General features: G+C 61.7%; 21 protein-coding genes and 1 tRNA gene. 10 read left to right on the top strand and 12 right to left on the bottom strand.

From position 1 onward, the window contains the following. The first annotated feature begins 123 nt into the window (after positions 1-123). Positions 124-1,161 (top strand): Holliday junction branch migration DNA helicase RuvB, encoded by a 1,038-nt coding sequence (gene ruvB / locus HUV48_RS08840; RefSeq protein ID WP_176267454.1) that lies wholly within the window; start codon positions 124-126, stop codon positions 1,159-1,161. A gap of 120 nt (positions 1,162-1,281) precedes the next feature. Continuing rightward, complete coding sequence (locus HUV48_RS08835; protein ID WP_176267453.1) at positions 1,282-2,019, top strand: cistern family PEP-CTERM protein; 738 nt, start codon at positions 1,282-1,284, stop codon at positions 2,017-2,019. A 365-nt stretch (positions 2,020-2,384) separates the two neighbouring features. On the opposite strand, the gene acnA is transcribed toward HUV48_RS08835, so the two are convergent. From acnA to ispG, 7 genes are all read right to left on the bottom strand, one after another. After that, the gene (gene acnA / locus HUV48_RS08830; protein ID WP_176267452.1) at positions 2,385-5,057 is read right to left on the bottom strand and encodes an aconitate hydratase AcnA; all 2,673 of its coding nucleotides are present in this window, start codon (positions 5,055-5,057) and stop codon (positions 2,385-2,387) included. Positions 5,058-5,194: 137 nt separating this feature from the next. Next, on the bottom strand, positions 5,195-6,076 hold the full coding sequence (locus HUV48_RS08825; protein WP_176267451.1) for a DMT family transporter: 882 nt from the start codon (positions 6,074-6,076) through the stop codon (positions 5,195-5,197). A gap of 110 nt (positions 6,077-6,186) precedes the next feature. Then, the gene (locus HUV48_RS08820; protein ID WP_176267450.1) at positions 6,187-6,915 is read right to left on the bottom strand and encodes a murein L,D-transpeptidase catalytic domain-containing protein; all 729 of its coding nucleotides are present in this window, start codon (positions 6,913-6,915) and stop codon (positions 6,187-6,189) included. 50 nt (positions 6,916-6,965) lie between these two features. Then, complete coding sequence (locus HUV48_RS08815; protein ID WP_225871622.1) at positions 6,966-7,481, bottom strand: retropepsin-like aspartic protease family protein; 516 nt, start codon at positions 7,479-7,481, stop codon at positions 6,966-6,968. 30 nt (positions 7,482-7,511) lie between these two features. After that, positions 7,512-8,429, bottom strand: a complete 918-nt coding sequence (locus HUV48_RS08810) for a histone deacetylase family protein (protein WP_176267827.1) — start codon at positions 8,427-8,429, stop codon at positions 7,512-7,514. Between the two features lie 38 nt (positions 8,430-8,467). Beyond that, positions 8,468-9,013: an inorganic diphosphatase gene (locus HUV48_RS08805; protein ID WP_176267448.1), complete on the bottom strand. Its 546-nt coding sequence runs from the start codon at positions 9,011-9,013 to the stop codon at positions 8,468-8,470. A gap of 24 nt (positions 9,014-9,037) precedes the next feature. Continuing rightward, positions 9,038-10,177, bottom strand: a complete 1,140-nt coding sequence (gene ispG / locus HUV48_RS08800) for a flavodoxin-dependent (E)-4-hydroxy-3-methylbut-2-enyl-diphosphate synthase (RefSeq protein ID WP_176267447.1) — start codon at positions 10,175-10,177, stop codon at positions 9,038-9,040. A gap of 113 nt (positions 10,178-10,290) precedes the next feature. Here ispG and HUV48_RS08795 point away from each other — a divergent pair, with 113 nt between their 5' ends. Then, positions 10,291-11,298: a zinc transporter ZntB gene (locus HUV48_RS08795; RefSeq protein WP_176267446.1), complete on the top strand. Its 1,008-nt coding sequence runs from the start codon at positions 10,291-10,293 to the stop codon at positions 11,296-11,298. Between the two features lie 83 nt (positions 11,299-11,381). Here the strand turns inward: HUV48_RS08795 and HUV48_RS08790 are convergent, their stop codons facing one another. Next, complete coding sequence (locus tag HUV48_RS08790; protein WP_176267445.1) at positions 11,382-12,623, bottom strand: mechanosensitive ion channel; 1,242 nt, start codon at positions 12,621-12,623, stop codon at positions 11,382-11,384. Positions 12,624-12,774: 151 nt separating this feature from the next. Here HUV48_RS08790 and HUV48_RS08785 point away from each other — a divergent pair, with 151 nt between their 5' ends. Next, the gene (locus tag HUV48_RS08785; protein ID WP_176267444.1) at positions 12,775-13,785 is read left to right on the top strand and encodes an isoaspartyl peptidase/L-asparaginase family protein; all 1,011 of its coding nucleotides are present in this window, start codon (positions 12,775-12,777) and stop codon (positions 13,783-13,785) included. On the opposite strand, the gene HUV48_RS08780 is transcribed toward HUV48_RS08785, so the two are convergent. Next, positions 13,775-14,677 carry a prephenate dehydratase gene (locus HUV48_RS08780; RefSeq protein WP_176267443.1) on the bottom strand — a complete coding sequence of 301 codons (903 nt, stop codon included), beginning with the start codon at positions 14,675-14,677 and terminating at the stop codon, positions 13,775-13,777. The two genes, HUV48_RS08785 and HUV48_RS08780, sit on opposite strands and share 11 nt — an antisense overlap. A 176-nt stretch (positions 14,678-14,853) precedes the next feature. On the opposite strand from HUV48_RS08780, the gene HUV48_RS08775 reads away from it, so the two are divergent. Continuing rightward, positions 14,854-15,540: a c-type cytochrome gene (locus tag HUV48_RS08775; protein WP_176267442.1), complete on the top strand. Its 687-nt coding sequence runs from the start codon at positions 14,854-14,856 to the stop codon at positions 15,538-15,540. On the opposite strand, the gene HUV48_RS08770 is transcribed toward HUV48_RS08775, so the two are convergent. Next, complete coding sequence (locus HUV48_RS08770) at positions 15,537-16,223, bottom strand: RlmE family RNA methyltransferase (protein ID WP_176267441.1); 687 nt, start codon at positions 16,221-16,223, stop codon at positions 15,537-15,539. The genes HUV48_RS08775 and HUV48_RS08770 overlap by 4 nt on opposite strands. A gap of 2 nt (positions 16,224-16,225) precedes the next feature. Beyond that, positions 16,226-17,443, bottom strand: a complete 1,218-nt coding sequence (locus tag HUV48_RS08765; RefSeq protein WP_176267440.1) for a Ppx/GppA phosphatase family protein — start codon at positions 17,441-17,443, stop codon at positions 16,226-16,228. Positions 17,444-17,634: 191 nt separating this feature from the next. Here HUV48_RS08765 and HUV48_RS08760 point away from each other — a divergent pair. Next, positions 17,635-17,708 (top strand) — tRNA-Gln (locus tag HUV48_RS08760). A gap of 718 nt (positions 17,709-18,426) precedes the next feature. On the opposite strand, the gene HUV48_RS08755 is transcribed toward HUV48_RS08760, so the two are convergent. After that, on the bottom strand, positions 18,427-19,023 hold the full coding sequence (locus HUV48_RS08755; protein WP_176267439.1) for a hypothetical protein: 597 nt from the start codon (positions 19,021-19,023) through the stop codon (positions 18,427-18,429). A gap of 272 nt (positions 19,024-19,295) precedes the next feature. On the opposite strand from HUV48_RS08755, the gene hsdR reads away from it, so the two are divergent. From hsdR to HUV48_RS08735, 4 genes are read left to right on the top strand one after another with little or no spacing between them, the layout of a single operon-like run. Then, positions 19,296-21,749, top strand: coding sequence for an EcoAI/FtnUII family type I restriction enzme subunit R (hsdR, locus tag HUV48_RS08750; protein WP_176267438.1), 2,454 nt, complete (start codon positions 19,296-19,298; stop codon positions 21,747-21,749). Position 21,750: 1 nt separating this feature from the next. Then, a complete protein-coding gene (locus tag HUV48_RS08745) occupies positions 21,751-22,617 on the top strand; it encodes an FRG domain-containing protein (RefSeq protein WP_176267437.1) in 867 nt (288 codons plus the stop codon). Positions 22,618-22,620: 3 nt separating this feature from the next. Beyond that, positions 22,621-24,078 (top strand): type I restriction-modification system subunit M, encoded by a 1,458-nt coding sequence (locus tag HUV48_RS08740; protein WP_176267436.1) that lies wholly within the window; start codon positions 22,621-22,623, stop codon positions 24,076-24,078. Beyond that, positions 24,075-25,775 carry a restriction endonuclease subunit S gene (locus tag HUV48_RS08735; protein ID WP_176267435.1) on the top strand — a complete coding sequence of 567 codons (1,701 nt, stop codon included), beginning with the start codon at positions 24,075-24,077 and terminating at the stop codon, positions 25,773-25,775. The genes HUV48_RS08740 and HUV48_RS08735 overlap by 4 nt, the downstream gene beginning before the upstream one ends. Positions 25,776-25,808 lie beyond the last annotated feature (33 nt).

Below are 25,808 nucleotides of genomic sequence, written 5' to 3'. Positions count from 1 at the left end.
CCCTTTGTCCTTGTTTGTTCTGGGCTGCATCACGGGCTGGCAAGCGAACGACTGGCTATCGATCGACGACTGTCTCGATGCCGGGGGCGCCTGGAACTACGAACGCGAACTTTGCGACCTAGAATGACCGACCCCGTCCCTCTCCACTCCCCCGACCGGCAGCCGGACGACCCTGACGCGGCGCTTCGGCCCAAGTCGCTTAGCGAGTTCATCGGGCAAGAGGCGGCGCGGGAAAACCTGCATGTCTTCATCGAGGCAGCGCGGAAACGCGGCGAGGCGATGGACCACGTGCTGTTCTTCGGGCCGCCGGGGCTCGGCAAGACGACGCTGGCGCAAATCATCGCCAAAGAACTCGGCACCGGCTTTCGCGCGACCAGCGGGCCCGTTGTCGCGAAGGCGGGCGATCTCGCTGCGCTGCTTACAAATCTCGAGCCGAACGACGTCCTTTTCATCGACGAGATTCATCGCCTCAATCCGGTAGTCGAGGAAGTGCTGTATCCCGCGATGGAGGACCGCGCGCTCGACATCATCATCGGCGAAGGGCCGTCGGCGCGCAGCGTGCGGATCGACCTGCCGCCCTTTACGCTGGTCGGCGCGACCACCCGGCAGGGCCTGCTGACGACGCCGCTGCGCGACCGGTTCGGCATTCCGGTGCGCCTCAATTTCTACACCGAGGATGAACTGCGCGAAGTCGTGACGCGCGGCGCACGCCTGCTCGGCATCGCGATCGACGAGAAGGGCGCGCGCGAGATCGCGCGCCGCAGCCGCGGCACGCCGCGCGTGGCGGGCCGACTGCTCCGCCGCGTGCGCGATTTTGCCGAGGTTGCGGGCGCTAAGACTGTCACGGCCGCTCTCGCAGACAATGCGCTGACCCGGCTCGAAGTCGATTCACTCGGCCTCGATGCGATGGATCGTCGCTATCTCACCATGATCGCGACCACCTACAAGGGCGGCCCCGTCGGAGTAGATACGCTCGCGGCAGGACTCGCTGAGCCGCGCGATACGGTGGAGGAAGTGGTCGAACCTTACCTCATCCAACTGGGTTTAATTGCACGCACCGCGCGCGGCCGCTGTCTGAACGATGCGGGCTGGCAGCACCTCGGTCTGAACACGCCGCAGCCAAAAGGCGGCCTGCAGGGCGGACTTTTCGCAGAGAAATGACGCGGCGATACGCGCATTAACCAGATAAGTTCCAGCCTCTGCACTGTGCCATTTTAGGACAGTCGGTACACTGCGTTTTCATGCTTCGGTAACTCCGATTATTAGCCAACGCGAGCCCAGGTGGAGTCGCAAAACTGGTTAGCTCTTGGAGATTTTGAAATGCGTAAGTTAATCACTGCAGGCCTGCTGGCATCGGCCAGTCTGATGGCCACCTCTGCCTCCGCCGCCCATCTCGTCTTCGACGAGAACGGCGATACCTACACCACCAACTTCGACGGTTTTGGCAGCGGGGACGCTTCGCAATACGAAGGGCTATCGAGCAGCCTGACACTGACGCTGCTATCGGGCATCGGCACCGATATGCTGACCTTCAGCTATTCGCTCGCCAACACTTCGTCGGCGGCTACCCAGCCGATGTCGCGCGTAACCGGTTTCGGGTTCAATTCAGACACCGAGATCGAGGGCGGCACCGCAACCGGCTCGCTGAACAACTTCCGCTTCGATCGTACTTTCCCGAACGGTCTGGGTTCGATCGACGCTTGCTTGACCAGCGGCAACGGCAACAACTGCAACGGCGGCGGCGGCGGCGGCGCCACCATGATGACGCCCGCGACCGGTGAATTCACGCTGTCTTTCGGTGACGACGTCGACTCGCTCGTACTGCGCGAATTCCTTGTCCGCTATCAAAGCGTCGGCATGAACGGCGAGGGTTCGGGCAGCGGTAGCCAAATCGTGGATATTCCGGGTGCCGTTCCCGAGCCTGCAACCTGGGCGCTGCTGCTCCTCGGCTTCGGCTTCATCGGCGCGACGATGCGCACGCCGCGTCGCCGCCAGGAACTGCGCGTTCGCTACAGCTAAGACCGAACGACTACACTTTTACGCGTCAAACGCCGCCGCTCCTTACCGGGAACGGCGGCGTTCTTGTTTGTATCGGGTCGTCATGAGCTTTCGGTAAGATATCCGCGGCCCTCCGCCCCGTTTCGGCACTAAATCTATATCGGACTGGCGCGCGTAGTCGGAGAAGCGCTCAATTGAACCGCTGCGTCACGCGTCGCGGAACTCTCGGTCCGGACAGCGTCAGACGCGGCGAAAAGCGTAAGAAGGCGGACACCACGCCGCATTACGGAACTTCGGCGCTGGAAAGGGCGGAGCGCATAACGCTTCCGCCCTTTTTCCGAACTGATAGCTGCGCGCGCCAGAAACCCGCCGCCGCGCCTCCGACGTTACGCTGCCAGCTTGCGCAGGACGTAATGCAGGATGCCGCCGTTCTTGTAGTACTCCATCTCGTTGGCGGTATCGATCCGGCACTTCGCCATGAAGGTCGCCTTGGTGCCGTCGCCATGCGTGACTTCGACTTCGACGTCCTGGCCCGGCGTCAGATCAGCGAGACCGCGGATGGTGAAGGTATCGTCACCGCCTAGGCCGAGCGTCTCGCGCGTGTCGCCTTCGCGGAACTGCAGCGGGAGCACGCCCATGCCGATGAGGTTGGAGCGGTGGATACGCTCGTAGCTCTCGACGATCGTCGCACGCACACCCAGCAGGATGGTTCCCTTGGCCGCCCAGTCGCGGCTCGAGCCGGTGCCGTATTCCTTGCCGCCGATGACGACGAGCGGCGTACCGTCCGCCTTGTGCTTCATCGCCGCATCGTAGATCGGCATCTGCTCGCCCTGGTAGGTCGTGTAGCCGCCCTCGACGCCCGGAACCATCTCGTTCTTGATGCGGATGTTGGCGAATGTGCCGCGCATCATCACCTCGTGATTGCCGCGCCGCGAACCGTATGAGTTGAAGTCCGCCTTCGCGACCTGGTTCGACTTCAAATACTCGCCCGCGGGCGAATCTTCCTTGATCGAACCCGCGGGCGAAATGTGGTCGGTCGTCACCGAATCGCCCAGAATGGCGAGCGGCTTTGCATCCGCGATGTCGGTCACCGGCGCAGGCGTCAGGTCCATGCCGTCGAAGAACGGCGGGTTCGCGACATAGGTCGAGCCCGGGCGCCACTGGTAGGTGTCCGACGCGGTGACGTTGATCGCCTGCCAATGTTCGTCGCCCTTGTAAACGTCGGCATAGCGCCGCTCGAACATGCCTCGGTCGATGCTGCTGGCGCGCAGGTCGGCGATCTCCTGACTGGTCGGCCATACGTCCGCGAGCATCACGTCGTTGCCGTCCTGATCCTGCCCGAGCGGCGTGTCGGTAATGTCCTCGGTTACCGTGCCCTTGAGCGCGTAGGCGACCACGAGCGGCGGCGAAGCGAGGAAGTTGGCGCGCACGTCGGGCGACACGCGGCCTTCGAAGTTGCGGTTGCCCGACAGGACCGACGCAGCGACGAGGTCGTTGCCGTTGATCGCGTGAGAGATCGGCGGTGCGAGCGGACCCGAGTTGCCGATGCAGGTGGTGCAGCCGTAGCCGACCAGATCGAAACCGAGCGCGTTGAGATCGTCCTGCAAACCCGCCTTGATCAGGTAGTCGGTGACGACCTGACTGCCCGGCGCGAGCGAGGTCTTCACCCATGGCTTCGGCTTCAGGCCCTTGGCCCGCGCCTTCTTCGCGACGAGGCCCGCCGCGATCATGACGTCGGGGTTGGAGGTGTTGGTGCAGCTCGTGATGGCGGCGATCACGACGTCGCCGTCGCCGACATCGTGGCTTTCGCCCTCTACGTCGACACGCAGCGGTGTGTCCTTGCCGTAGATCGACTTGAGATCGCGGTTGAACAGCTCGTCCACCATCGGCAGCGCGACCTTGTCCTGCGGGCGCTTCGGTCCGGCGAGCGAGGGGACCACGCTGCCCATGTCGAGTTCGAGGGTCTTGGTGAAGACCGGCTCGTTGTCCGGCTCGAACCACATGCCCTGTTCCTTCGAGTAGGCTTCGACCAGCGCGATCGTTTCCTCGTCGCGGCCGGTCATGCGCATGTAGTCGATGGTCTTGTCGTCGATGCCGAAGATGCCGCAGGTCGCGCCGTATTCGGGTGCCATGTTGGCGATGGTCGCGCGGTCGGCGAGGCTGAGCTGCGACACGCCGGGGCCGTAGAACTCGACGAAGCTGCCGACGACGCCTACTTCGCGCAGCATCTGCACGCAGGTCAGCACGAGGTCGGTCGCGGTGATGCCTTCGGCCATCTTGCCGGTCAGCTTGAAGCCGACGACCTGCGGGATGAGCATGGAAATCGGCTGGCCGAGCATCGCGGCTTCGGCCTCGATCCCGCCGACGCCCCAGCCGAGTACGCCGAGACCGTTGATCATCGTCGTATGGCTGTCCGTGCCGACGCAGGTGTCGGGATAGGCGATGAGATTGCCTTCGGGGTCTTTGCTCGCCCACACGCCTTGCGCGATGTGTTCGAGGTTCACCTGATGGCAGATGCCCGTGCCCGGAGGGACCGCGCTGAAGTTCTCGAAGCTCTTACTGCCCCATTTTAGGAAGTCATAGCGCTCCGCATTGCGCTGGTATTCCATGTCGACGTTATGCTCGAACGCCTTTGGGTGACCGAACTCGTCCACCATGACCGAGTGGTCGATGACCAGGTTGACGGGAACCTGAGGATTGATCTTCGCGGTATCGCCGCCGAGCTTGCTGATCGCATCGCGCATCGCGGCAAGGTCGACCACGCAGGGAACGCCGGTGAAGTCCTGCAGCAGCACGCGGGCCGGACGGTACTGGATTTCGTTGCCCGTCTGCGGGCTTTTCAGCCAGTCCGCGAGCGCCTGCGCATGCTCCTGGCCAACCGTGAAGCCGCCGTCTTCGAAGCGGAGCATGTTCTCGAGCAGGACCTTGAGCGAAAAGGGCAGGCGCGACACGTCGCCGATCGTCTCGGCCGCCTTGGCGAGCGAATAATAGGCATAGTCCTTGCCGCCGACGCTGAGTGTGCTGCGGGTGCCGAGCGTGTCCTGTCCGACCTGTGTCATGCGGGAATTCCTTTACTGTTGGAGGCAGCGCACATCCGGGCGGATTTGCGACGTGCCGATATGCTGTGCCGCTTGCGCTGTGACGCGCGGAAAATCAAGGGAGCGGCGCGCTCCGGTGGTACGATATTCGAACGCTGTCAGAGCGCAGTCTGTTCCGGCCTGCGCCGCGCGGCGATCATGCAACCTATTACGATCAGCCCCGCCCCGATGAGCGTGGTTGCCGTCACCGGCTCGCGGAAGAACAGCCAGCCGAACAACGCCGCCCAGAGGAAACCGCTGTATTCGAGCGGGATCAGCACCTGTGCCTCCGCCCGCGCATAGGCCCATGCAATCGCGAGCGCGCCTGCCACGGTCAGCACGGCCGCTATGCCGAGGTCGCTCCAGACGGCGGGATCCGGCAGGACGAGTAGGAAGGGCGCGAAAACGCCAAGCACCAGAGCCTGCACCCCGCCGTGGAAGGCGGCGATCTCGAGCGGTATGGCTGCAAGCGATTGCTTGCGGATCAGGATGAAATTGACGGCGTAGAGCAGCGCCGACACGAAAATGGCCGCAAGGCCGAGCCAGGTTTCCTCGCCGGCATTGCCCCGCCCGATCTTTCCGCCGACGATGACGAGCGTGCCCGCGAAGCCGAGCACGGCTGCTGTGATGGCTTTCGGCCCGATGGTCTCGCCAAGGAATACCGCCGCGAGATACAGCGCGAGGATCGGCGCGACGAAGGAGATCGCGATGGTCTCCGCGATCGGCAGCTTGGTCAGCGCATAAAAGAACGTAAGGCCCATGAAAGCGGAGACCACGCCGCGCGCTAGGTGTAGTCGCAGCACGGTGCGCTCCGGCCACTTTGCACCCAGCAACAGCCACAACGGCGTGGCGATGACGAAGGACAGGGCAACGCGCAGGACCGAAGCGCTGTAGGCTCCAACGGCGAGCGCCGCGCCTTTCATGAAGGCGTCCATCAGCGCCAGTAGTCCGACACCCGCGAGAGTAAGCGCCATCGGCATGAGGGGGTGATCGCGCTTCATGGTCCGCTGGCGCCTTAAAGGGCGGTCAGGCGCGCGTCACCAACCATGATGTGGCGCTCGGCATCATTGAACCCCGTTTAGGTGCGTTTGTGGACGCTTTTTGCGAAGCTTCAGAAAACGCCCGGATTCGTCCGCTCGAAGGTGTTCGGATTGTCGGGTTTGAGGAGAACGAGGTCGTGCTGGTCCGGCGTATCGACGAGGCTTCCGTCCGCCGCGATGCCGTAGCTTTCAGCCATCAGCAACCGCCCGTTGGGCAGCTCGTCGAGGGCATAGCGGAACTCGTCCGGCCCCATCGCGAAGCATCCGTTGGACCGGCCGAGCACGCCCCACTTCGCGACATGCGCAGGGCTGGCATAATCCGCCGGGTGCATCACGATCGCACGGTCGAGCGCCATGTCGTTGCTCGGATCGAGCCCATCCAGCCGCATCGATTTGCCGAATTGCCCGACGTAATGACCGCGGGTGCGATAGGCGCCGCGGCTACTCGCAAGCGATTCGGGTACGTTCGACCAGGCGCGCAACCAGCCGGTGTGCTTCTCGTCGGAGCCGTAGCCATGCGTGCAGTAGAAGGAGCGGACCATACCCCCCTCCATATCGACGAAGTGAATGCGCTCCTGCGCCGAATGCAGCCCGAAATCGACGATCGCAACCATGTCGGTGAGCGGAATCGCGCTCCCCAGGCGGTCCAGTTCGTAACGTGCGATCTGCAGAAGCTTCCCGTCGCGCGAAGCCGCAGGCGAGGGCTTCGGCGCTGCGACCGTCGTCACTTTCCGCTGCTCCGGCAGCAGGGCCAGCCCGCCGAGGGCCGCTCCGCCGAGAATGAGATCGCGCCGTTTCATATGCGCCGACTATCATAGCACGCCGTTTATCGGGCGTGAACCGGCGGTTCTCAGCCGCCCAGCGACATGGTCTCGCCTGCGATTTCCACCCGCTCGAGCTTCTGCAGATACGACTGGCCGAGGAGCGATACGCCGAGGCCAGTCGGAATGACCGCTGCTTCCACATTCGTCGCGATATGGCCGTTCAGTTCCACCTCGGCGAGCCTGACCGGAACGCCCTTGACCGGGCCGCTTGCCCCATGCGCAACGACGATCGCATCCTGTTCGCGCCATGACAGGCCGATGTCGCGCGCGTCCGCGGCGGTCAGCGCAATGAAGCTCGCACCGGTATCGACCATCATCTCGGTTTCCGCGCCGTCGATCATGACGGACGCGTAGAAATGCCCGTCGGGCCGGCGTTCGAGAACCGTTTCTCCGGCAGCCCAGCTGTCGTAAGCCTCGCTCGCATCGGCGGCATATGCGGTCTTGTTGTCCGCGTTAGCCTCCGCTGCCCCCTCGGCAGAGGGGCGCGGGACGAAAACGAAGGCGGAGCCCATCATCAATCCGCAGAGAAAGACAGCCTGCATCTTCATGCCGCCATTTTACGGTTCGGCCGGTTAAGAGAGTGTAACCTCTTTCGCCGCCGTTTCGCTCACCGGAACCGGGAACAGCGCATTCTCGCGCGCCATCGCGATCATCGAATTCGCATGCCTGCTCGCGACTTCGCGCTGGTCGGTCCCGTATCCTCCGCCGAGCGCGCTGGCGATCGGAAGCCCCCGTTGCCGCGCCTGCCTCACGACGTAGCGGTCGCGCCGCGCCAACCCCTCGCTCGTCAGCGCCAGACGGCCGAGCCGGTCGCCCTCGTGCGGATCGACGCCAGCCTGATAGAGCACTAGGTCGGGGGCGAACTGCGAGATGACGGGCGGCAGCTGCTTCTCCAGCGCGGCCATGTAGCCATCGTCGTCCAGACCGTCCGGCAGCGGCACGTCGAGCGAGGAACGCGCTTTCCTTGCCGGAAAGTTCTTCTCCGCATGAAGCGACAGCGTGAAGATGTCCTCTCGCCCCGCCGTCAGGCTCGCCGTTCCGTCACCTTGATGGACGTCGAGATCGACGATCAGGATACGGCGCGCGTTCCCTTCCGCGATCAGGCGGTTCGAGGTCACCGCAAGATCATTGAAAACGCAGTAGCCTGCGCCCGTGTCGTGTAGCGCATGATGGCTCCCCGCCGCCGAATTGGCCGCGTAGCCGTGCTGCATAGCGAGCCGCGCCGCAAGGTAGGTTCCACCGTTGGTATGCTGGACGCGGCTCGAAATACGTTGCGTCACCGGAAAGCCGATGCGCCGCTCTTTCTCACGCGGGACAGTCTGGGTGAAAACCTGCTCGACATATTCGGGGGCGTGGACCGCCTCGAGCCAGTCGCGCGGCATCGGGGCAGGCGCATGCTCGGTCAGCGGATAGCCACTTTCGCGCAGCACGATCATGACAAGCTGGTATTTGTCGAACTTGAACGTGCCGCGCTCCGGCGGCGGCGCCATGTAATCGGCGTGATGGACGATGTGCAGCACCGCCTGACCTAGCTTTCCGCCTCTACTTTGGCCGCGATCGCCCGCTCCGCGAGTTCTGCCGCTTCGGTTTCATCACCCGGCTCGAGGATCTCGACCTTGCGGCCGATCAACTCGTTATAGGTGCGGAAAAACACGCCGAGTTCCCACATCATCGTTTCGTGCAACTCGCCGAGCCGCTCGATCTCACCGAAGGTCTGGCTGAGCGGCGGCACGCCGACGAGCCGGTCGTTGCGAACCATTTCGCCGCCCTCCTCCTGCTGCATCCGCAGGATCGCGACGGGTCGGACCCCGACCACCGTCCCCGAGGGAAGCGGCCCGCCGGTCAGGACCATCACGTCGAGCGCGTCGCCATCGTCCGCCAGCGTCGCGGGAATGAAGCCAAAATTGGCCGGAAAGCTCAGCCCCTTCGGAAGCTCGATCGCCCAGCGAAATATGCCGAGCTTCTTGTCGAGGTCGATCTTGTGCGTGTTGCCCTTCGGACATTCGATGAACGCGTGAAGCAGGCCGTTCTCGTCGCGCGCCGGCAGCCGGGCGAGGTGTTCGGCGTCGATCAAGAGAACTGCTCCGCGGCGTTCACGCTATTCTGCGGCTACCGCTTCGGCATCGCCCGCATCAGTCATGTCGGCTTCGATCTGCGCAGCCTTATCCTCGACCAGTTTGACGATGTGATCGAGCATGGCACCATCATCGATATGGTGGTCCTTCATGCCCGACAGATAGACCATGTGCTTGCCGTTGCCGCCGCCGGTCAGGCCGATATCAGTCTCGCGCGCCTCGCCGGGTCCGTTTACCACGCAGCCGAGAACCGACAGCGAAAGCGGCGTCTTGATGTGCTGCAGACGTTCCTCGAGCGCCTGGACCGTCCGGATGACGTCGAACCCCTGCCGCGCGCAGGAGGGGCATGACACGACCCTTACGCCGCGCGTTCTGAGGCCGAGCGCCTTCAGTATCTCGAACCCGACGCGCACTTCCTCTTCCGGCTCGGCGGAAAGCGAGACGCGGATCGTGTCACCGATGCCGGCCCACAGGAGAGAGCCCAGACCGATCGAGGACTTCACCGTCCCGCCGATCAATCCGCCAGCCTCGGTAATACCAAGGTGGAGCGGGCAATCGACCGTTTCGGCAAGCCCGTGATAAGCGGCGACGGCGAGGAATACGTCGCTTGCCTTTACCGCAACCTTGAACTCGTGAAAGTCGTGGTCCTGCAACAGCTTGATATGGTCGAGCGCGCTTTCGACCAGCGCTTCGGGGCACGGCTCACCGTATTTTTCGAGCAGATGCTTCTCGAGGCTGCCCGCATTCACGCCGATGCGGATCGCGCAGCCGTTGGCCTTCGCTGCGCGGACGACTTCAGCCACGCGCTCGCTGCTGCCGATATTGCCCGGATTGATCCGCAGGCAGGCCGCGCCCTTGTCCGCCGCTTCCAGCGCGCGTTTGTAGTGAAAGTGAATGTCCGCGACGATCGGCACGTTCGCGGCAGACGTGATCTGGTCGAAGTCGCGCGTCGATTCTTCCGTCGGGCAAGAGACGCGGATGATGTCGGCGCCCGCATCCTCGCACCGGCGGATCTGGTCGATGGTCGCGCCGATATCCTCCGTTGCCGTATTGGTCATCGTCTGGACCGTGATGGGCGCATCCCCGCCGACCGGGACACTGCCGAGCATGATCTGACGGGATTGGCGGCGCTCGATCGTGCGCCAGGGGCGTATCTCATTCATAGGTAACAAGCATAGGGGCTGGACCCTGAAGGAGCAATGGACAGCAGCAGGAGCGGACAGCGCCGGGCGATAGCCTCTTGCCAACGGCGGTACGTTGGAGAATGTGCCGCGCGATGCTTAAGCCTACGGAACACAAGAGCGAAGCGAGCGACGGTCCGCTGCTGTTCGGGCGCGTGCTCGACGGCAAGGGCGGCGGACGCGTGGTCGATTGGGCCGAGGCAAGGGAATGGAAACCTTCGGAGCCGGGCGAGGTCCTTTGGGTGCACCTCTGCCGTAACCAGCCCGGCGTGCAGGAATGGCTCGAAAGCACTCTGGACGTGCCCGAACCCACCGCGGAACTGCTGGTCTCCGATTCAACGCGCCCGCGCGCTTTTCGCGAGGGACGCACGCTGGTCGCGACCCTGCGCGGCATCAACTTCAATCCCGGCGCGGAGCCCGAGGACATGATCTCGATGCAGCTGTGGTGCGACGGGCGGCGGCTTATCACGCTGCGCCGCCTGCCGCTGCAGACGCCCCGCGATGTCCTCTCCTTGATCGACCGCGGTCACGGGCCGCCCGACGCCGGCGCGACGATTACGCTGCTCGCCGAATTCATGGTCGCGCGCATGAACCAGTCGATCGTCGACATGAACGAGGTCATCGACCAGCTCGAAGACGAGGATCCCGACGACGATCCCGAAAGCATGCTCTCTCGGATCGCGGCCATCCGCCGCAACTGCCTCGGCCTTCAGCGGCACATGTCGCCGCAGCACGAAGCGCTGGAGCGGATCAGCCGCGATGCGCCCCCATGGTTCGAAGAGCATGACCGGCGGGAGATCGCCGAAACCATCGACCGGCTGCGCCGCTACCTCGACGATATCGACATCAGCAAGGAGAGCGCGCTCGTCATCCAAGACGACCTTCGTGCGCGCAGCCTCGCGTCGAGCGAGCATGCGACGTACATGCTGACCATCGTCGCCGGCATTTTCCTGCCGCTGTCGTTCCTGACCGGGTTGCTCGGAATCAATGTCGGCGGGATGCCGGGCGTGGACGATCCGGACGCGTTCTGGGTAGTCGCAATTCTGTGCACCTCCATTCTCATCGTGCTGATGATCGTCTTCAAGAAGCTCAAATGGCTCTGAGCCCGCACATTCGCCAAGGTTAAGAAAAGGGCGCGAAAGCCGAAGCTCCCGCGCCCTTTCTACTCACGTCGTCCTACCCGTGCTTAAGCACCGGGAGGAAGCGGCTTGTCGTTTTCGCGCTCCGCTGGTTTCGGGCTGGCTGAAGAGCCGAGCTTGCGCGAACGAGCATGCTCGTCGAGTTCTTCCAGCTTGCGTCCGGCCCATTCGCGGCCGCCGAGCCCGAAGGCCAGCGCTCCGGCAACTGCACCGCCGATGACCAGGGCGCTGAATGCCGTCAGGACGATTTCCTCGCCCACGCCCATGAACTGCAGGCCCATGAAGGTGAACAGCAAGATGGTCGCCCACTTGATGATCGAAGCGGCCAGCCCCGATTCCTCGCTGCCGCCGATCATGGATGCGATCATGCGGGCGATGAGGAAGCCGACGAGGATGACGACTGCGCCGAAGATCACCTGACCGCCCAGTTCCAGCACCTCGTTGAGGATCGCCGTAAGCTCGGGGAAGCCGAGCAGGCGGGTCGCCGCAACGGCGAAGAACAGGATGATCGCGATCTGCGCGACGCGCGCGACGATACTCGAAATAGTCGTGCTGCCTGGCAGGAGGTCAGTCGAACCGATCGCGCGGTCGACACCGAGGCCCGGCAGGATTTCCTTCAGCAATTGCACGACGAATCGGCTGACGAGATAACCGATGCCGAGCAGCAGCGCTGCGCCGATGATCCGCGGAATGGCGTTGAGGATCATCGCGAGCATGTTGCTGGCGGGCTCGGAAATCGTTTCCAGTTCCAGTGCATCGAGCGCCAGGATCGATACGAAGATGACGATCACGGCATAGACGATCGTACCGATCGTGGACGACAGGCGCGAGTTCCCGGTCAGGGTTTCGCCCCCGCCCCGGTTAATCCACTTGTCGAAATCGACGGTCTGCAAGGCGGTGACGGTTAGGTCGCGCACGATCTTCGCGATCATCATGCCGATGAAGAAGATCAGCCCGGCGCCGATCAGGTTCGGAATAAAGCCCGCAATGTCGTTGAGCAGGGTTTGGACCGGGCTCATCGCCCCGCCGAGGTCGAATACCTGCAATACGGCAAGCAAGCCGATCAGCCAGATGAGCAGGCTGACGATCTTCCCGAGCGATTCACCGAGACTGGTACCGTTTGCGGCATTGCGCTGAAAGAACGAGACATTGTCGACCAGCTTGGCGAAGGCCCACTTCGCCGCTTTGGCCAATGCCCATGTGACGACCAGGATGACGATGGCGAGCACCACCTTCTCCAAGATGCTGACCGCTAATTGCTGGTCGAACCGGTAATTACCGAAGCCCATGCTTATTCCCCTGTTGTCTAATACCCCGGGCGGCGCACAAGACGCCGCCTGCCTGAAATAGCGTATGAACGACTCGGATGTTCCGAGATGGCTCGACTTGCGCGTTTCCGAAGACGCTTCCGTCGCCGGGAGAAGGTGATATGGTCACCATATGCGCTACCTTCTCGCTGTCATCGCCCTAGCATTTGCCCCCGCCCTGTCGGCGCAGGAAACCGCAGGAACCGCCGAACAGCAGCGCTGGTCGCTCGCCATTCACGGCGGCGCCGGTGTCATCCTGCGAGAGAACATGACTCCCGAGGAAGAAGCGAGTCACAAGGCGGCACTAGCCGCGGCGCTCGACGCTGGCAGCGAGGTGTTGAAAACGGGCGGCACGGCGCTAGACGCGGTGGAAGCTGTCATCGTCCGGCTTGAAGACGATCCGCAGTTCAATGCCGGGCGCGGCGCCGTCTTCACCTGGGACGAGACGAACGAGCTCGATGCGGCGATCATGGACGGTCGCACACGCGAGGCCGGAGCGATCACAGGCGTGACCGCGATCAAGAACCCCATTCTGCTTGCCCGCGCCGTGATGGCTGACGGGCGGCACGTCTTCCTGAGCGGCGCAGGCGCGGAGACTTTCGCAAAGGACCGCGGCATCGAAACAGTCGATCCGGCCTACTTCCGCACCGAGCGGCGGCTCGAATCGCTGAAGCGCATGAAAGCAAACGCGCTGTCCGCGCTCGACGTCGACCACAAGTTCGGGACGGTCGGCGCCGTGGCGCTCGATACGCACGGAAATCTCGCAGCCGGCACATCGACCGGCGGGCTGACCGGCAAGCGCTGGGGCCGCATCGGTGACGCGCCGATCATCGGAGCCGGAACCTACGCCGACAATCGGTCCTGTGCCGTCTCCGCAACCGGCGCGGGTGAGTATTTCATTCGGGTCGGGGTGGCGCGTGAGATTTGCTCGCGGCTACGCCTGACAGACCTTCCCGCGCAGACAGCCGCTGACGAAGTGATGGCTGAGGTGAAGGAACTGGGCGGTGACGGCGGTGTGATCCTCGTCACGCCTGCAGGGGACGCGCTCTTCAGCTTCAACACGCCGGGCATGTATCGCGGCCGCGCGACCAGCGAAGGTATGCGTGAGGTCGCAATCTTCGCTGGCGAAGACGTTACTCCGTAACGCCTCGGCGCATCGCCTGCTGGTAACTACCGAGAATGCGCAATTCCTTGCTGTGGAACTCCAGTTCTTCGAGCGCGCGGTCCACGGCCCGGTCGCCGGGCGCCCCGACGATATCAGCGTAGAACATCGACGCCTCGAAGCTCGCATCCTTCTGGTAGCTTTCGAGCTTGGTCATATTGACGCCGTTCGTCGCGAAGCCGCCCAGGGCCTTGTAGAGCGCAGCAGGGACGTTCTTCACTTCGAAGACGAAGGTCGTCATCAGCGGCGCATCCGGCAAGGAAACGGGATCGCGCGCTTCCTTGGCCAGAACGACGAAGCGGGTCGTGTTGTTCGCCGCGTCCTCCACTCCGTGCTCGATGATCTTGAGACCGTAGAGGTCCGCTGCGACCGCCGGGGCAATTGCGCACAGCTTCGGATCGCCGCGCTCCGCCACGAAGGCAGCCGCCCCTGCAGTATCCGCATGGCTCAGCGGCACGATGCCGCGCTCCCGCAAATAATGCCGCGACTGGCCAAGTGCTTGCGGGTGGCTGTAGGCGGCCTCGAACGGTCCCTCGCCTAGCGCCATCAGCGCGTGGCGGATAGGCATGAAATGCTCCGCCACGATCGCAAGTCCGCTTTCGGGAAGCAGGAAGTGGATATCGGCTACGCGGCCATGCTGCGAGTTCTCGATCGGAATGATCGCGCAGCCGGCCCGCCCGTCTTTCACCGCCTCCAGCGCGTCCGCGAAGCCGAAGCACGGCAGCGGCAGCGCTTCGGGTGCGAACTGCATGGCCGCCGCGTGTGAATTGGCGCCGGGGCTGCCCTGAAAGGCGATGGCACGCGCCGGGTCTTCAGCGGCGACTTGGCGAAGCTGATCGACGAGCGCGCGAGCGGGGGCGGGAAAGCTGTCCATGATCGTGCGCCGATTACGAGCGCATGCGGCTAGCCGCAAGCGGATTGACCGACTTCCGGGCCCGCGGCTGGCGCGAGACCCTTGCCACTGCCGCCTCGCACCTTTAGAGCGACGCGCAAAGCGAGGCGCGCACGCCTCGCATCCGATTCATACTGCCGCAGGACCGACTTACCGCCATGAACGACCGCACGAACACCATCTTCGGCTGGATCCTTTTCGCGGGCATTATCGCCCTCGGACTGTCGATCGCGTCCGGCCTGTATTTCCATGCGGACGATCCGGAACGCCCTGAGACCATGGCCTACTCGGTAGAAGTCGCGGAAACCGGCGGCGGCGAGGCGGAAGTGCCGATCGCGAACCTGCTTGCCGCGGGCGATGCGGCAGCCGGCGAGAAAGTCTTTGCAAAATGCACGGCCTGCCACTCGATCAATTCAGGCGGTCCTAACGGCATCGGACCGAATCTGTACGGCGTCCTCGGCTCAGCCATCGGCGGTCATGCTCCCGGCTTTGCCTACAGTTCTGCGCTCAAGGAAGTGGGCGGCACGTGGGACTATGACGCGATGAATGCGTGGCTGGAAAATCCGAAGGCCTTCGCGCCGGGTACGAAAATGAGCTTTGCCGGTCTCGGCAATCCACAAGACCGCGCCAACGTCATGCTTTACATGCTGCAAAACGGCGGCGGCCCGCCCTTGCCGGAACCGGTAGAGATCGAAGAGGAAACCGCGATCGAAGGCGAAACCGACGGGACGGGCGAAGGCCCCGGTGCAACCGAAGGCGCGGCACCAGATACGGTGGAAGCGGCTGGTGCGATGGGCGACGAGCAGCCCGTACCGAGCCAGGGCGGCGGCGCAGCCGAAAACTAAGCGGGCGCGTCCTCTGTCACCGCGCGGGGTTTGAAGCCCTGCGCAACGACATACCATTCGGACGAACCCTTGCGGCTTGCAGGCGGCTTGGCGTGTTTTACGCTGGTGAAATGTCTCTTCAGAAGGTCGAGCAGCGCGGTATCGGTACCGCCGGCAAGCACTTTCGCAACGAACGCTCCGCCTTCCTCAAGCGTGTCGATAGCAAACCACGCGGCCGCCTCTACCAGCCCCATCGTCCGCAAATGATCGGTCTGCTTGTGCCCGACCGTATTCGCCGCCATGTCGGACAGAACCAGGTCCGGCGGTCCGCCTAAAGCCTCGATCAACTTGCCGGGCGCAGCATCGTCCATGAAGTCCATCTGCATGATTTGCACGCCCTCGATCGGTTCGACTTCAAGCAGATCGATACCGACGACGCCTGCCTTGGGCCGCTTTTCGCGCACGACCTGTGCCCAACCGCCCGGCGCTATGCCTAGATCGACCACGCGGGTCGCCCTCAAGAGCAGCCCGAATTTCTCGTCCAGTTCCTTGAGCTTGTACGCGGCACGGCTGCGATAACCATCGTCCTTCGCCCGTTTGACGTAAGGGTCGTTCAACTGCCGCTGAAGCCACTTGCGCGAGGATTCGGAGCGCTTCTTGTTGCTTTTGACACGCCGGTCGGGATTGCTGCGAGAGCGCGCCATGCTCAGCCGTTCTTTCCGCGCAGTTCGCGTACCGCGCGGCGGCTGTTCTCGCCTTCCATATCGGCTGCCATCAAGCTGCGCAGGATGCCCTCCCGAATGCCGCGGTCAGCCACCCCGAGCTTCTGCGCCGGCCAGATGTCGAGGATCGATTCGAGGATCGCGCAGCCCGCGACAACGAGGTTCGAACGGTCGTCGCCGATGCAGGGAAGCTGCGCGCGTTCGCGGCGCGACATGCCCGATAGGCGGGTGCTGATGTCGCGCATCGAATGAGCCGGAACGATCAGTCCATCCACCGCACGCCGGTCGTACTGCGGCAATTTGAGATGGAGACTGGCGAGCGTCGTCACCGTACCGCTCGTGCCGAGCAGGCGGATGGAATCGCGGTCCTGTCCATGTTCCGCGATCCTTTCCGCGAAGGGCGCGAAACTGTCGCTGACGAGGCGGCACATCTCGCGGTAGCGCGTGAGGCGGGAGTGCTCGTCACCTTCTTCCGTACCTACCGTATCGGTCAGGGAGACCACGCCCCAGGGAACGCTTTGCCAGTCGATAATGTGCGGCACCTTCCCGCCGGGTTCGATCAGCACGAGCTCGGTCGACCCGCCACCGATGTCGAAGATCACTGCCGGACCGGGACCTTGTTCCAGGAGGATATGGCAGCCGAGCACGGCAAGACGCGCTTCTTCCTGCGCGGTGATGATGTCCAGCACGATGCCCGTTTCCCGCTGCACGCGCGCGATGAATTCCTCGCCGTTGGACGCGCGGCGACATGCCTCTGTCGCGACCGACCGTGCAAGGTGCACATTGCGCCGCCGAAGCTTGTCGGCACAGATATTGAGCGCGCTCATCGCGCGGTCCATGGCGGCGTCTGACAGCCGCCCGCTCATGGCGAGACCTTCGCCGAGCTTCACGACCCGGCTGAATGCATCGATTACGGTGAAGTTCTCGCCGGTGGGTCGAGCAATCAGCAGGCGGCAATTGTTCGTACCGAGGTCGAGCGCCGCATAAGCCTGCTTCGCCTGTCCGCGCCGCGCAACTTCCTGCTGCTTGCTACCCGCCGGGGATCCCGAAACGGTTTCCGGCGCGTTTCGCGGCTGCCGCTGCCGGTCCGAAGTCTTTGCCCGCTGAGGACGTTTGTAGCGGAAATCCGCTACCTTGCCGGACGTCGCGCCCCGTGCATTGCGAGCTCCCTTATTCGTGTCCGGCGGGGGAGTATCCGCCATAATTTATATCTTTCTTATCCGCTCGCTGCGCATTTTGCAGCGAGGACCTGACATGAAGGCTAGCCCCAATACGCGGCAGGAGCAAGTGGCGCTTCCAAGGCATGCCGCTTACGGCTTGACCGGACGGGACCGCGGACCTAGATGGCCGTTCCGACCGGCCGGGCGCCAGACGCCCGCCGCCGTCCGCCCGGTGCCCCGTCGTCTAATGGCAAGACTACGGACTCTGACTCCGTCAATCGAGGTTCGAATCCTCGCGGGGCATCCAAGCTCATATCCTTTGACACCAAAGCTTGCCCGCTGTGACAAAATTTCTGCCCTCGTGCGTTTGCGGGCGCGCATGAAAGCCGTGTCGATTGGCAAACCTGATGTTGGCAGTCTTCGACTTAGTCCCTGAATTGCTGGGAAACCTTTCTACAAAAACAGGGTGCAGGGCGCCTGTTGGGAAAAGGGTGCCTTGCGGTAGGGGGGCTCATCACGTTCGCAACGCGAGGTGAAGCCAATGAGGACAGTCCACGAAGATGACCGACGGCTGCTCTAACCGTCACCACCTGTATCTGCGTCACAGTCGTTTGTTCGATTATATCGGCAGCGGATTTTGCAAGAGGTGTCGGCTTTCCCGAACTTGTTGCAAAGATGAGGGCACTTACCACAGCGCCAACAAGGGCTGCTCCTGCCGCAGTTGTCCCAACCGGTGCCTTTTCAAATTCTTTCTTTGCGTTTTTCGCGATCTTTGATTTCGCTACAGCCTTGAGCAATACATCGAGGCTACCCTCTCGCAGCCCTATGACTTGAAGCTCAGCGCCTTGACCTCGGGCTACCGTGGCGGCGCGCTGCAGAAAACGCCCTAGGTTGGTAGCTGTCACGCCATCTTTGCTGTCAAAGTGTAAGGCAAATTCATTTGACGCGAGTTCCAACCCTGACGCCGTTGCAGTCACACTATTTCCCTTTCGCTGCCTGAGGCCGGAAAGTCCGGAAGCGGCTCATCAGTCGACACGGCTGACTTCAACTTCAGCGCCATCCACTCGGACCCGAAACACATTACCGTCGGCCTCAATCTCAAAGACATGGTTGATGAAGCCAAGGTAAAGCGTGTCAGTCGGCCCCTCTTTTTCGTTTTCTACGTCAAAGCTCTTGAGATCGTCTGCTTCGCTCATGTGAGCGATCCCATATCGAAGTAGCTTTAGTCCCGAAGGCGTAGCGGAGAGCTCATGCATCACTGCTTCTACGGCGATTATAGCCGCGCCATTGCGGTTAAGCTTTATCTGTTTCTTCTTCCCCAATCTCCTTAACATCTTCGCCTTGGTGACCCACCAATTCCAACTATCCTCGACGCGCTTGCCGCCGAAGAATATGGCGAGCGCACTTGGGCCGATCCATTCCCAATTCTCAGCGATGAACGTAACAAACGCCGGCAGGCTTGCACTGGGACCAACGTCCGCATCTTCAAACTGGAAACCAAACTCGTTTTCTAAGTCCAAGCGGAACTTTTCTCGCCGTTCTTCCCAATCTTCTTCGTCCGAAAAATAGGTCTCATCGACGACTGCGACCTGTATATCAGTATCAGATTCGACCCGCTGCATAGGGGTTCTTTAGCAACCACGGTATGACCAGCAAAGTGCTGACGATGCACCGCATGGGTCAATATGCGCACATTGGTAAGACCTTAGGCGTCTGACGGCTCTCGTTGAGCCGGACTCGATCTAATATCTGGTGCTTGCGCTTCTGCGTTCGAAAACAGACAGTCCCCAACTGGCCCAACTGCCGTCAGCGAACGAAACCCCGGCCTCACAATATACGCTAGCGCTCCCAATCCCTTAGCCCTACGGTGAAGCAATGGAGGCGGGGTTCGATCTTGGATAAGAAGGCGCTAAGCGAACGCGACATCTGTACGAAGTTCATTACCCCTGCCGTAAAAGCAGCGGGATGGGATGAACTTACCCAAATCCGCGAAGAAGTAAGTTTTACCAAGGGCCGCATTGTTGTGCGCGGCAAACTCGTTTCGCGCGGCAAAGGCAAGCGCGCGGACTACATTCTTTATTACAAGCCCAATATCCCGCTCGCGCTGATCGAGGCCAAGGACAACAAGCAGCCGGTTGGCGGTGGTATCCAGCAGGGGCTGGGATATGCCGAGGCGCTCGACATCCCTTTCGTCTTCTCCTCCAATGGCGACGGATTTGTCTTCCACGACCGGACCGGTAACAGCGAAGCACGCGAAACCACCATCGGGCTGGATGCCTTCCCATCGCCCGAAGAGCTCTGGGCGAGATATGCTACCTGGAAGGGATTGACGGTCGAGGGCCAGCAACTGGTCCTCGAAGACTACTATGACGATGGCAGCGGGAAGCAGCCGCGCTATTACCAAGTCAACGCAATCAACGCCGTGATGGAGGCGGTCGCCAAGGGGCAGGACCGCCTGCTCCTCGTCATGGCGACCGGCACCGGCAAGACCTACACCGCATTCCAGATCATCTGGCGACTGTGGAGGGGCGGACACAAAAAGCGCATCCTCTTCCTCGCCGATCGCAACGTGCTGGTCGACCAAACCATGGTGAATGATTTCCGGCCTTTTGGCCCTGCCATGGCCAAGCTCTCCGCCAACGCCAAGACCATCGAGCGGGAGGACGGTTCGTCGATCGATCTGACGATCGCAATGGACAAGAAGCGCCGTGTGGATACGGCCTACGAGATCTACCTTGGCCTCTACCAGGCGATCACTGGGCCGGAAGAGCGGCAGAAACTCTTCAAGGAGTTCTCGCCGGGCTTCTTCGACCTAATCGTGATCGACGAATGCCATCGCGGCAGCGCCGCCGAGGACAGCGCCTGGAGGGAAATCCTTGAGCATTTTTCGGGTGCCACGCAGATCGGCCTGACCGCCACGCCCAAGGAGACGAAATATTCCTCCAACATACACTACTTCGGCGAACCGGTTTACAGCTACACGCTAAAGCAGGGTATTCGTGACGGCTTTCTGGCACCGTACAAGGTCATCAAGGTCCACATCGATCGCGACGTGGAAGGCTACCGACCCGAAAAGGGCCAGCTTGATCGCGATGGCAACGAGATCGAAGACCGCATCTACAATACCAAGGATTTCGACCGAAACTTGGTGCTGGATGACCGGACCAAGCTGGTGGCCAAGAAGGTCACGCAGTTCCTGAATGAGAGTGGCGACCGCTATCAGAAGACCATCGTCTTCTGCGTCGATCAGGAGCACGCGGCCCGGATGCGGCAAGCGCTGATCAACGAAAACGCCTACCTGGTTGACGAGAACTCGCGTTACGTCATGCGCATCACCGGCAACGATCCGGAAGGCCAGGCCCAGCTCGGCAATTTCATCGACCCGGAGAGCCGCTATCCCGTGCTGGTTACCACGTCTCGCCTGTTGTCCACCGGTGTCGATGCCCAGACATGCCGCCTGATCGTGCTCGACCGCGAGGTTGGCTCGATGACCGAGTTCAAGCAGATCGTCGGGCGCGGCACGCGCGTCCACGAGGATACCCGCAAGTTCTACTTCACCCTCATGGACTTCCGCGGCGCAACCAACCACTTCGCGGACCCAGACTTCGATGGCGAGCCGGTACAAATCTTCGAGCCAGACCCGGATGGCCCGATCACACCGCCCGATCCGGATCCCATGGATGAAGATGGCGAGAGTGACGACGACACTCATGGCGATGAAACCATCATCGACGGTGGCGGCGATCAGCCAGACATCACCTTCCTCGATGGCCCCGGCAAGAAGGGCAAGGTCTATGTCGACGGCGTCTCCGCAGTCATCATTGGCGAGCGGGTCGAATACCTAGACGAGAGCGGCAAGCTCGTCACCGAAAGCCTGCGCGACTTCACCAAACGCGCGCTGCGCAAGCATTTCGCCAGCCTCGACGATTTCCTCCAGCGGTGGACCTCAGCCGATCGCAAGCAGGCGCTGGTAGACGAGCTGGCAGCAGAGGGGCTCGACCTTGCGGTCATCACCAGCGAACTCGGCAAGGACCTCGATCCGTTCGACCTCATTTGCCACGTCGCTTTCGATCGTAAGCCGCTCACCCGCCAGGAACGCGCAGCCAACGTCCAGAAGCGCGACGTTTTCGCCAAGTACGGCGAACAGGCCCGCGCCGTCCTCAGCGCACTGCTCGACAAATACGCCGATGAGGGCGTGCTCAATCTCGATGATGCCAACGTTCTGCGCATCCCGCCCTTGAACACGCTGGGCACGCCCCTACAGCTCATCAAGGCCTTCGGGGGGAAGGCTGGTTTCGAGGAAGCCGTTCACGCCCTTCAGAACGAAATCTATCAGGACGTGGCTTGAGATGGAGAAAATCGGCAGCCAGAAAATCTGGTCCTTCTTCGATTCAAATCCGAGCTCAAGGCCCGCAGCCAATCACACGATCCGAGGGGGAACCGGGCACGAGGTCAAATCTTACCTCGACCTGGCGAGAAAGGTGGCCGAGCTTCAGTTCCTCAATCGCGACCATGTCCTGCTGTTTCGTGGACAGTCCAAAGATCATATGACCACCAAGGGCAACAGTATGCTCAAGGCGAGCATCTTCAGAAACGACGGCAACAAGGTGCCGTCAAAAGCTACCTTGGAAAAGCGCTTCCAAACTCTCAAGCAGGCCGAAAAGCTACTTGTCCACGCTTACGGCACCGCTGGCCTGAAGGGAGCAGAAAGGCTGCGACGTAATCGGCTGATACGGTGGTCCATCTTGCAGCACTATGAGATCTGCAAGACGCCGCTACTGGACGTGACCCACTCTCTCAGGGTGGCTGCATCCTTCGCAACCGCGGGAAACGACGGCCAAGTAGCGTTTCTCTATGCCTTTGGGGTTCCGAACTTGAGCGGGGCGGTTACGGCCAGCTCTGAGGCAGGACTGCAAATTGTGAGGCTTTCCAGCGCCTGCCCGCCAGACGCAGTCCGCCCTCACATCCAGGAAGGATATCTGGTCGGAGAATACCCCGAAATTCCAGACTATGAGCAGCAGAGCCACTATGCCTTCCATGAAATGGACTTCGGCCGCCGCTTGGTCGCCAAGTTCCGGTTCAATCCGCAGACGTTTTGGGCGTCAGTCAAATATCCGCCCGCGACACATGAGGCTCTGTACCCGAGCGCCCAGCGCGATCCGCTGCCCGAGATCGCAAAAAGTATAACCGAAACAATCTCCAAGGATATTGCCTAACCCATGTCAGTGCGTACCCTCGTCAAATCGATCCAGGACATCATGCGCAAGGACAGCGGCGTCGATGGCGATGCGCAGCGCATCAGCCAGCTGTGCTGGCTGTTCTTCCTGAAGATCATCGACGATCAGGACCAGGAACTGGAACTGATGCGCGAAGGCTATCAGTCGCCGGTGCCGGAGCAGTTCCAGTGGCGCAGCTGGGCCGCCGATCCCGAAGGGCTGACGGGGGAGGCGCTTCTGGCGTTCATCAATGAAGAGCTGTTCCCGGTGATGAAGGGCCTCAAGCCCACTGGCCAGCCCGGCGATCGCCGCCGCGTGGTCCGCGATGTGTTTGAGGATGCCTACAATTACATGAAGTCCGGTCAGCTGCTGCGACAGGTGGTCAACAAGATCAACGACATCGACTTCAACAATTTGACCGAGCGTCAGCATTTCGGCGACGTATACGAACAACTGCTCAACGATCTGCAATCGGCCGGCAACGCGGGTGAATACTACACCCCCCGTGCCGTCACCGCTTTCATGGTGGACCGTATCGATCCCAAGCCGGGCGAGATCATCTTCGATCCGTCCTGTGGCACCGGCGGCTTCCTCACTTGCGCCATGAAGCATATGCGAGAACGCTATGTAAAGCGCCCCGAGGACGAGGCGCTGATGCAGCAATCGTTTCGCGCCGTCGAAAAGAAGCCGCTGCCGCACATGCTCTGCGTCACCAACATGCTGCTGCATGGCGTGGAGGACCCCGGCTTCGTGCGCCACGACAACACGCTGGCCCGCCCCTACATCTCGTGGGAGCAGAAGGACCGTGTCGATGTGATCCTCACCAACCCGCCCTTCGGCGGCAAGGAAGAGGACGGGATCGAAAGCAACTTCCCCCAGCATTTCCGCACGCGGGAAACGGCAGACCTGTTCCTGGCCCTGTTCATCCGTCTGCTGCGCAAGGGCGGCGTGGCGGCGATCGTCCTGCCCGACGGCAGCCTGTTCGGCGAAGGCGTGAAGACCCGGTTGAAAGAGGCGCTGCTGGAGGAATGCAACCTCCACACAATCGTTCGCCTGCCAAATTCCGTGTTCAAGCCCTATGCCTCCATCGGCACCAACCTGCTGTTCTTCGAGAAGGGCGAGCCGACCAAGGACATCTGGTTCTATGAACATCAGGTGCCGGAGGGGCAGAAGGCCTATTCGATGACCAGGCCGATCCGTTTCGAGCATTTCGCCAGCTGCATTGACTGGTGGGGCGGTGCGGAGCGCAAGGGGCGAGAGGAAGGCCCGCAGGCGTGGAAGGTCAGCTTCGATGAGGTGAAGGCGCGCGGCTACAATCTCGATTTCAAGAACCCGCATAGCGAGGAAGCCGATCTGGGTGATCCTGCTGAATTGCTGGAGGCACTGAACGCTGCTGAGGCAAAAACCGCGAACTTGCGCGACCAGCTCAAGGCCGTTTTAGGCGAGGCGCTGGTCCGATGAAACAGTGCCTGTTGCGCGAGGTTTTCGCGCGCTTTGGCGATCATCCTGATCGCATCAGCGAATTCCGCAAGGTAATCATTGCATTGGCTATATCTGGCAAATTGAAGCCAGAAGACGGCGGCCTGTCTTCCAGCTACATTTTGGCAGAGGTTGAGGCGCAAAAAGCAAAATTGTTTGCCGCCAAGCAGATCTCAAAACCAAAGCTCTACTCTGCAATTACTGAAATTGATTTGCCTGAGCAGTTTAGTGATCCCAGCGGCTTTGTAGCGCTTGGAACGATTGCCAAAATTGAAAAGGGCCTCACTGGCATCAAACAGGCTGTGGCAGGCGCCTTTCCGTTGGTGGTGACGGCTGCCGAGCGCGGCGCATGCAATCACTTCGATTTTGAGGGTGCTGCGGCAATCATCCCTCTTGTGTCATCGACGGGTCACGGAAGTGCCAGCATCAATCGGCTGCATTATCAAGAAGGACAATTTGCGCTTGGAACAATCCTCGCCGCTGTTTTCCCGTTCGCGCCCGAGTTGGTCTCTGCACGGTTCATTTACGAGTACCTGTCGGCCTTCAAGGATGAACTTCTCGTCTCTCGTATGACGGGCACCGCGAATGTCACCCTGAGCATTAGCAAGATTGCCGCAGTTCCTATCCCTCTGATCTGCCCAAGCGTTCAGCGTGACATCGATGAGTTGATGAACCTGTGCGATCGGCTTGAGGCGGCCTGGGCGGAGCGCGAGGCGGCGCGGGACAGCTTTGCGCTGTCCACCCTGGCCAGGCTCAACACGCCAAATTCCGAGAGCTTTGGCCCAGAAACCTTCAGCGAAGACGCCCGCTTCGCGCTGGACAACCTCACAACACTCACCACCCGCGCCGACCAGATCAAACACCTGCGCCAAACGATCCTCAATCTCGCCGTGCGGGGAAAGTTGGTTGAGCAGGATGCGGAGGATGAGCCGGCTACTGATCTGCTTGCAGCATTCGCTAAGGCCAAATTGGATCGCAAGCGCCTAACGGGGGATGCGCGGATCAAGCCTGCCGCCACACCAAGGCCGGAAAACCTGCCGATTGACCTGCCAACTGGCTGGACAGTCCAATCGTTTGAAAACCTGTTCCTGTTTATCGACTATCGCGGGAAGACGCCGCCGAAAACCGAAGATGGTGTTCCGCTCATTACGGCGAAGAATATTCGCATGGGCTTTTTGAACAGAGAGCCACGAGAGTTCATTTCGCAGACCACTTTCAGAACGTGGATGACGCGAGGGTTTCCACAAATCGGGGACCTGTTTTTCACAACGGAAGCGCCGCTTGCCAATGTATGCCTAAACGACATTGCGGAACCATTCGCGCTTGCTCAGCGATCAATCTGCCTTCAGCCCTACTCAAAGATCGACACCAAGTTCTTGCTGTTCGCTCTTATGAGCGAACCCTTGCAGGCTCTCATTGACGCCCACGCCACCGGAATGACCGCGAAAGGCATCAAGGCAGCAAATCTCAAACCGCTGCCAATTCCCATCCCCCCTCTCGCCGAGCAGCACCGCATCGTCGCCAAGGTCGATGAACTGATGGCCCTGTGCGATCAGCTCGAAGCCAGCCTCACCGAAGGCGAACAAACCCGCTCCCTACTGCTCGAATCCGTCCTGCACAACGCGCTCGAACCTGAGGATGCCAGAAGTCGGACGCCCGGCACTCAGCCGGCTCCGTAGCCGTCCACGATAGGTCACCTTGAAATAGAATGC

The organism is Qipengyuania atrilutea (assembly GCF_013370205.1).
In the GTDB taxonomy this organism is placed as follows: domain Bacteria; phylum Pseudomonadota; class Alphaproteobacteria; order Sphingomonadales; family Sphingomonadaceae; genus Actirhodobacter; species Actirhodobacter atriluteus.
This window is presented reverse-complemented; position numbering and strand designations above follow the sequence as displayed.

Bases quoted from the DNA above. Each gene is read 5' to 3' on its own strand.
- HUV48_RS08745 (WP_176267437.1), top strand. From the start codon at position 21,751: ATGGAGAAAATCGGCAGCCAGAAAATCTGGTCCTTCTTCGATTCAAAT.
- HUV48_RS08780 (WP_176267443.1), bottom strand. From the start codon at position 14,677: ATGGACAGCTTTCCCGCCCCCGCTCGCGCGCTCGTCGATCAGCTTCGC.
- HUV48_RS08770 (WP_176267441.1), bottom strand. From the start codon at position 16,223: ATGGCGCGCTCTCGCAGCAATCCCGACCGGCGTGTCAAAAGCAACAAG.
- HUV48_RS08740 (WP_176267436.1), top strand. From the start codon at position 22,621: ATGTCAGTGCGTACCCTCGTCAAATCGATCCAGGACATCATGCGCAAG.
- ispG (WP_176267447.1), bottom strand. From the start codon at position 10,177: ATGAATGAGATACGCCCCTGGCGCACGATCGAGCGCCGCCAATCCCGT.
- HUV48_RS08790 (WP_176267445.1), bottom strand. From the start codon at position 12,623: ATGGGCTTCGGTAATTACCGGTTCGACCAGCAATTAGCGGTCAGCATC.
- HUV48_RS08825 (WP_176267451.1), bottom strand. From the start codon at position 6,076: ATGAAGCGCGATCACCCCCTCATGCCGATGGCGCTTACTCTCGCGGGT.
- HUV48_RS08815 (WP_225871622.1), bottom strand. From the start codon at position 7,481: ATGCAGGCTGTCTTTCTCTGCGGATTGATGATGGGCTCCGCCTTCGTT.
- HUV48_RS08735 (WP_176267435.1), top strand. From the start codon at position 24,075: ATGAAACAGTGCCTGTTGCGCGAGGTTTTCGCGCGCTTTGGCGATCAT.
- HUV48_RS08765 (WP_176267440.1), bottom strand. From the start codon at position 17,443: ATGGCGGATACTCCCCCGCCGGACACGAATAAGGGAGCTCGCAATGCA.
- HUV48_RS08775 (WP_176267442.1), top strand. From the start codon at position 14,854: ATGAACGACCGCACGAACACCATCTTCGGCTGGATCCTTTTCGCGGGC.
- acnA (WP_176267452.1), bottom strand. From the start codon at position 5,057: ATGACACAGGTCGGACAGGACACGCTCGGCACCCGCAGCACACTCAGC.
- HUV48_RS08795 (WP_176267446.1), top strand. From the start codon at position 10,291: ATGCTTAAGCCTACGGAACACAAGAGCGAAGCGAGCGACGGTCCGCTG.
- HUV48_RS08810 (WP_176267827.1), bottom strand. From the start codon at position 8,429: ATGGCGCCGCCGCCGGAGCGCGGCACGTTCAAGTTCGACAAATACCAG.
- HUV48_RS08755 (WP_176267439.1), bottom strand. From the start codon at position 19,023: ATGCAGCGGGTCGAATCTGATACTGATATACAGGTCGCAGTCGTCGAT.
- ruvB (WP_176267454.1), top strand. From the start codon at position 124: ATGACCGACCCCGTCCCTCTCCACTCCCCCGACCGGCAGCCGGACGAC.
- HUV48_RS08820 (WP_176267450.1), bottom strand. From the start codon at position 6,915: ATGAAACGGCGCGATCTCATTCTCGGCGGAGCGGCCCTCGGCGGGCTG.
- HUV48_RS08785 (WP_176267444.1), top strand. From the start codon at position 12,775: ATGCGCTACCTTCTCGCTGTCATCGCCCTAGCATTTGCCCCCGCCCTG.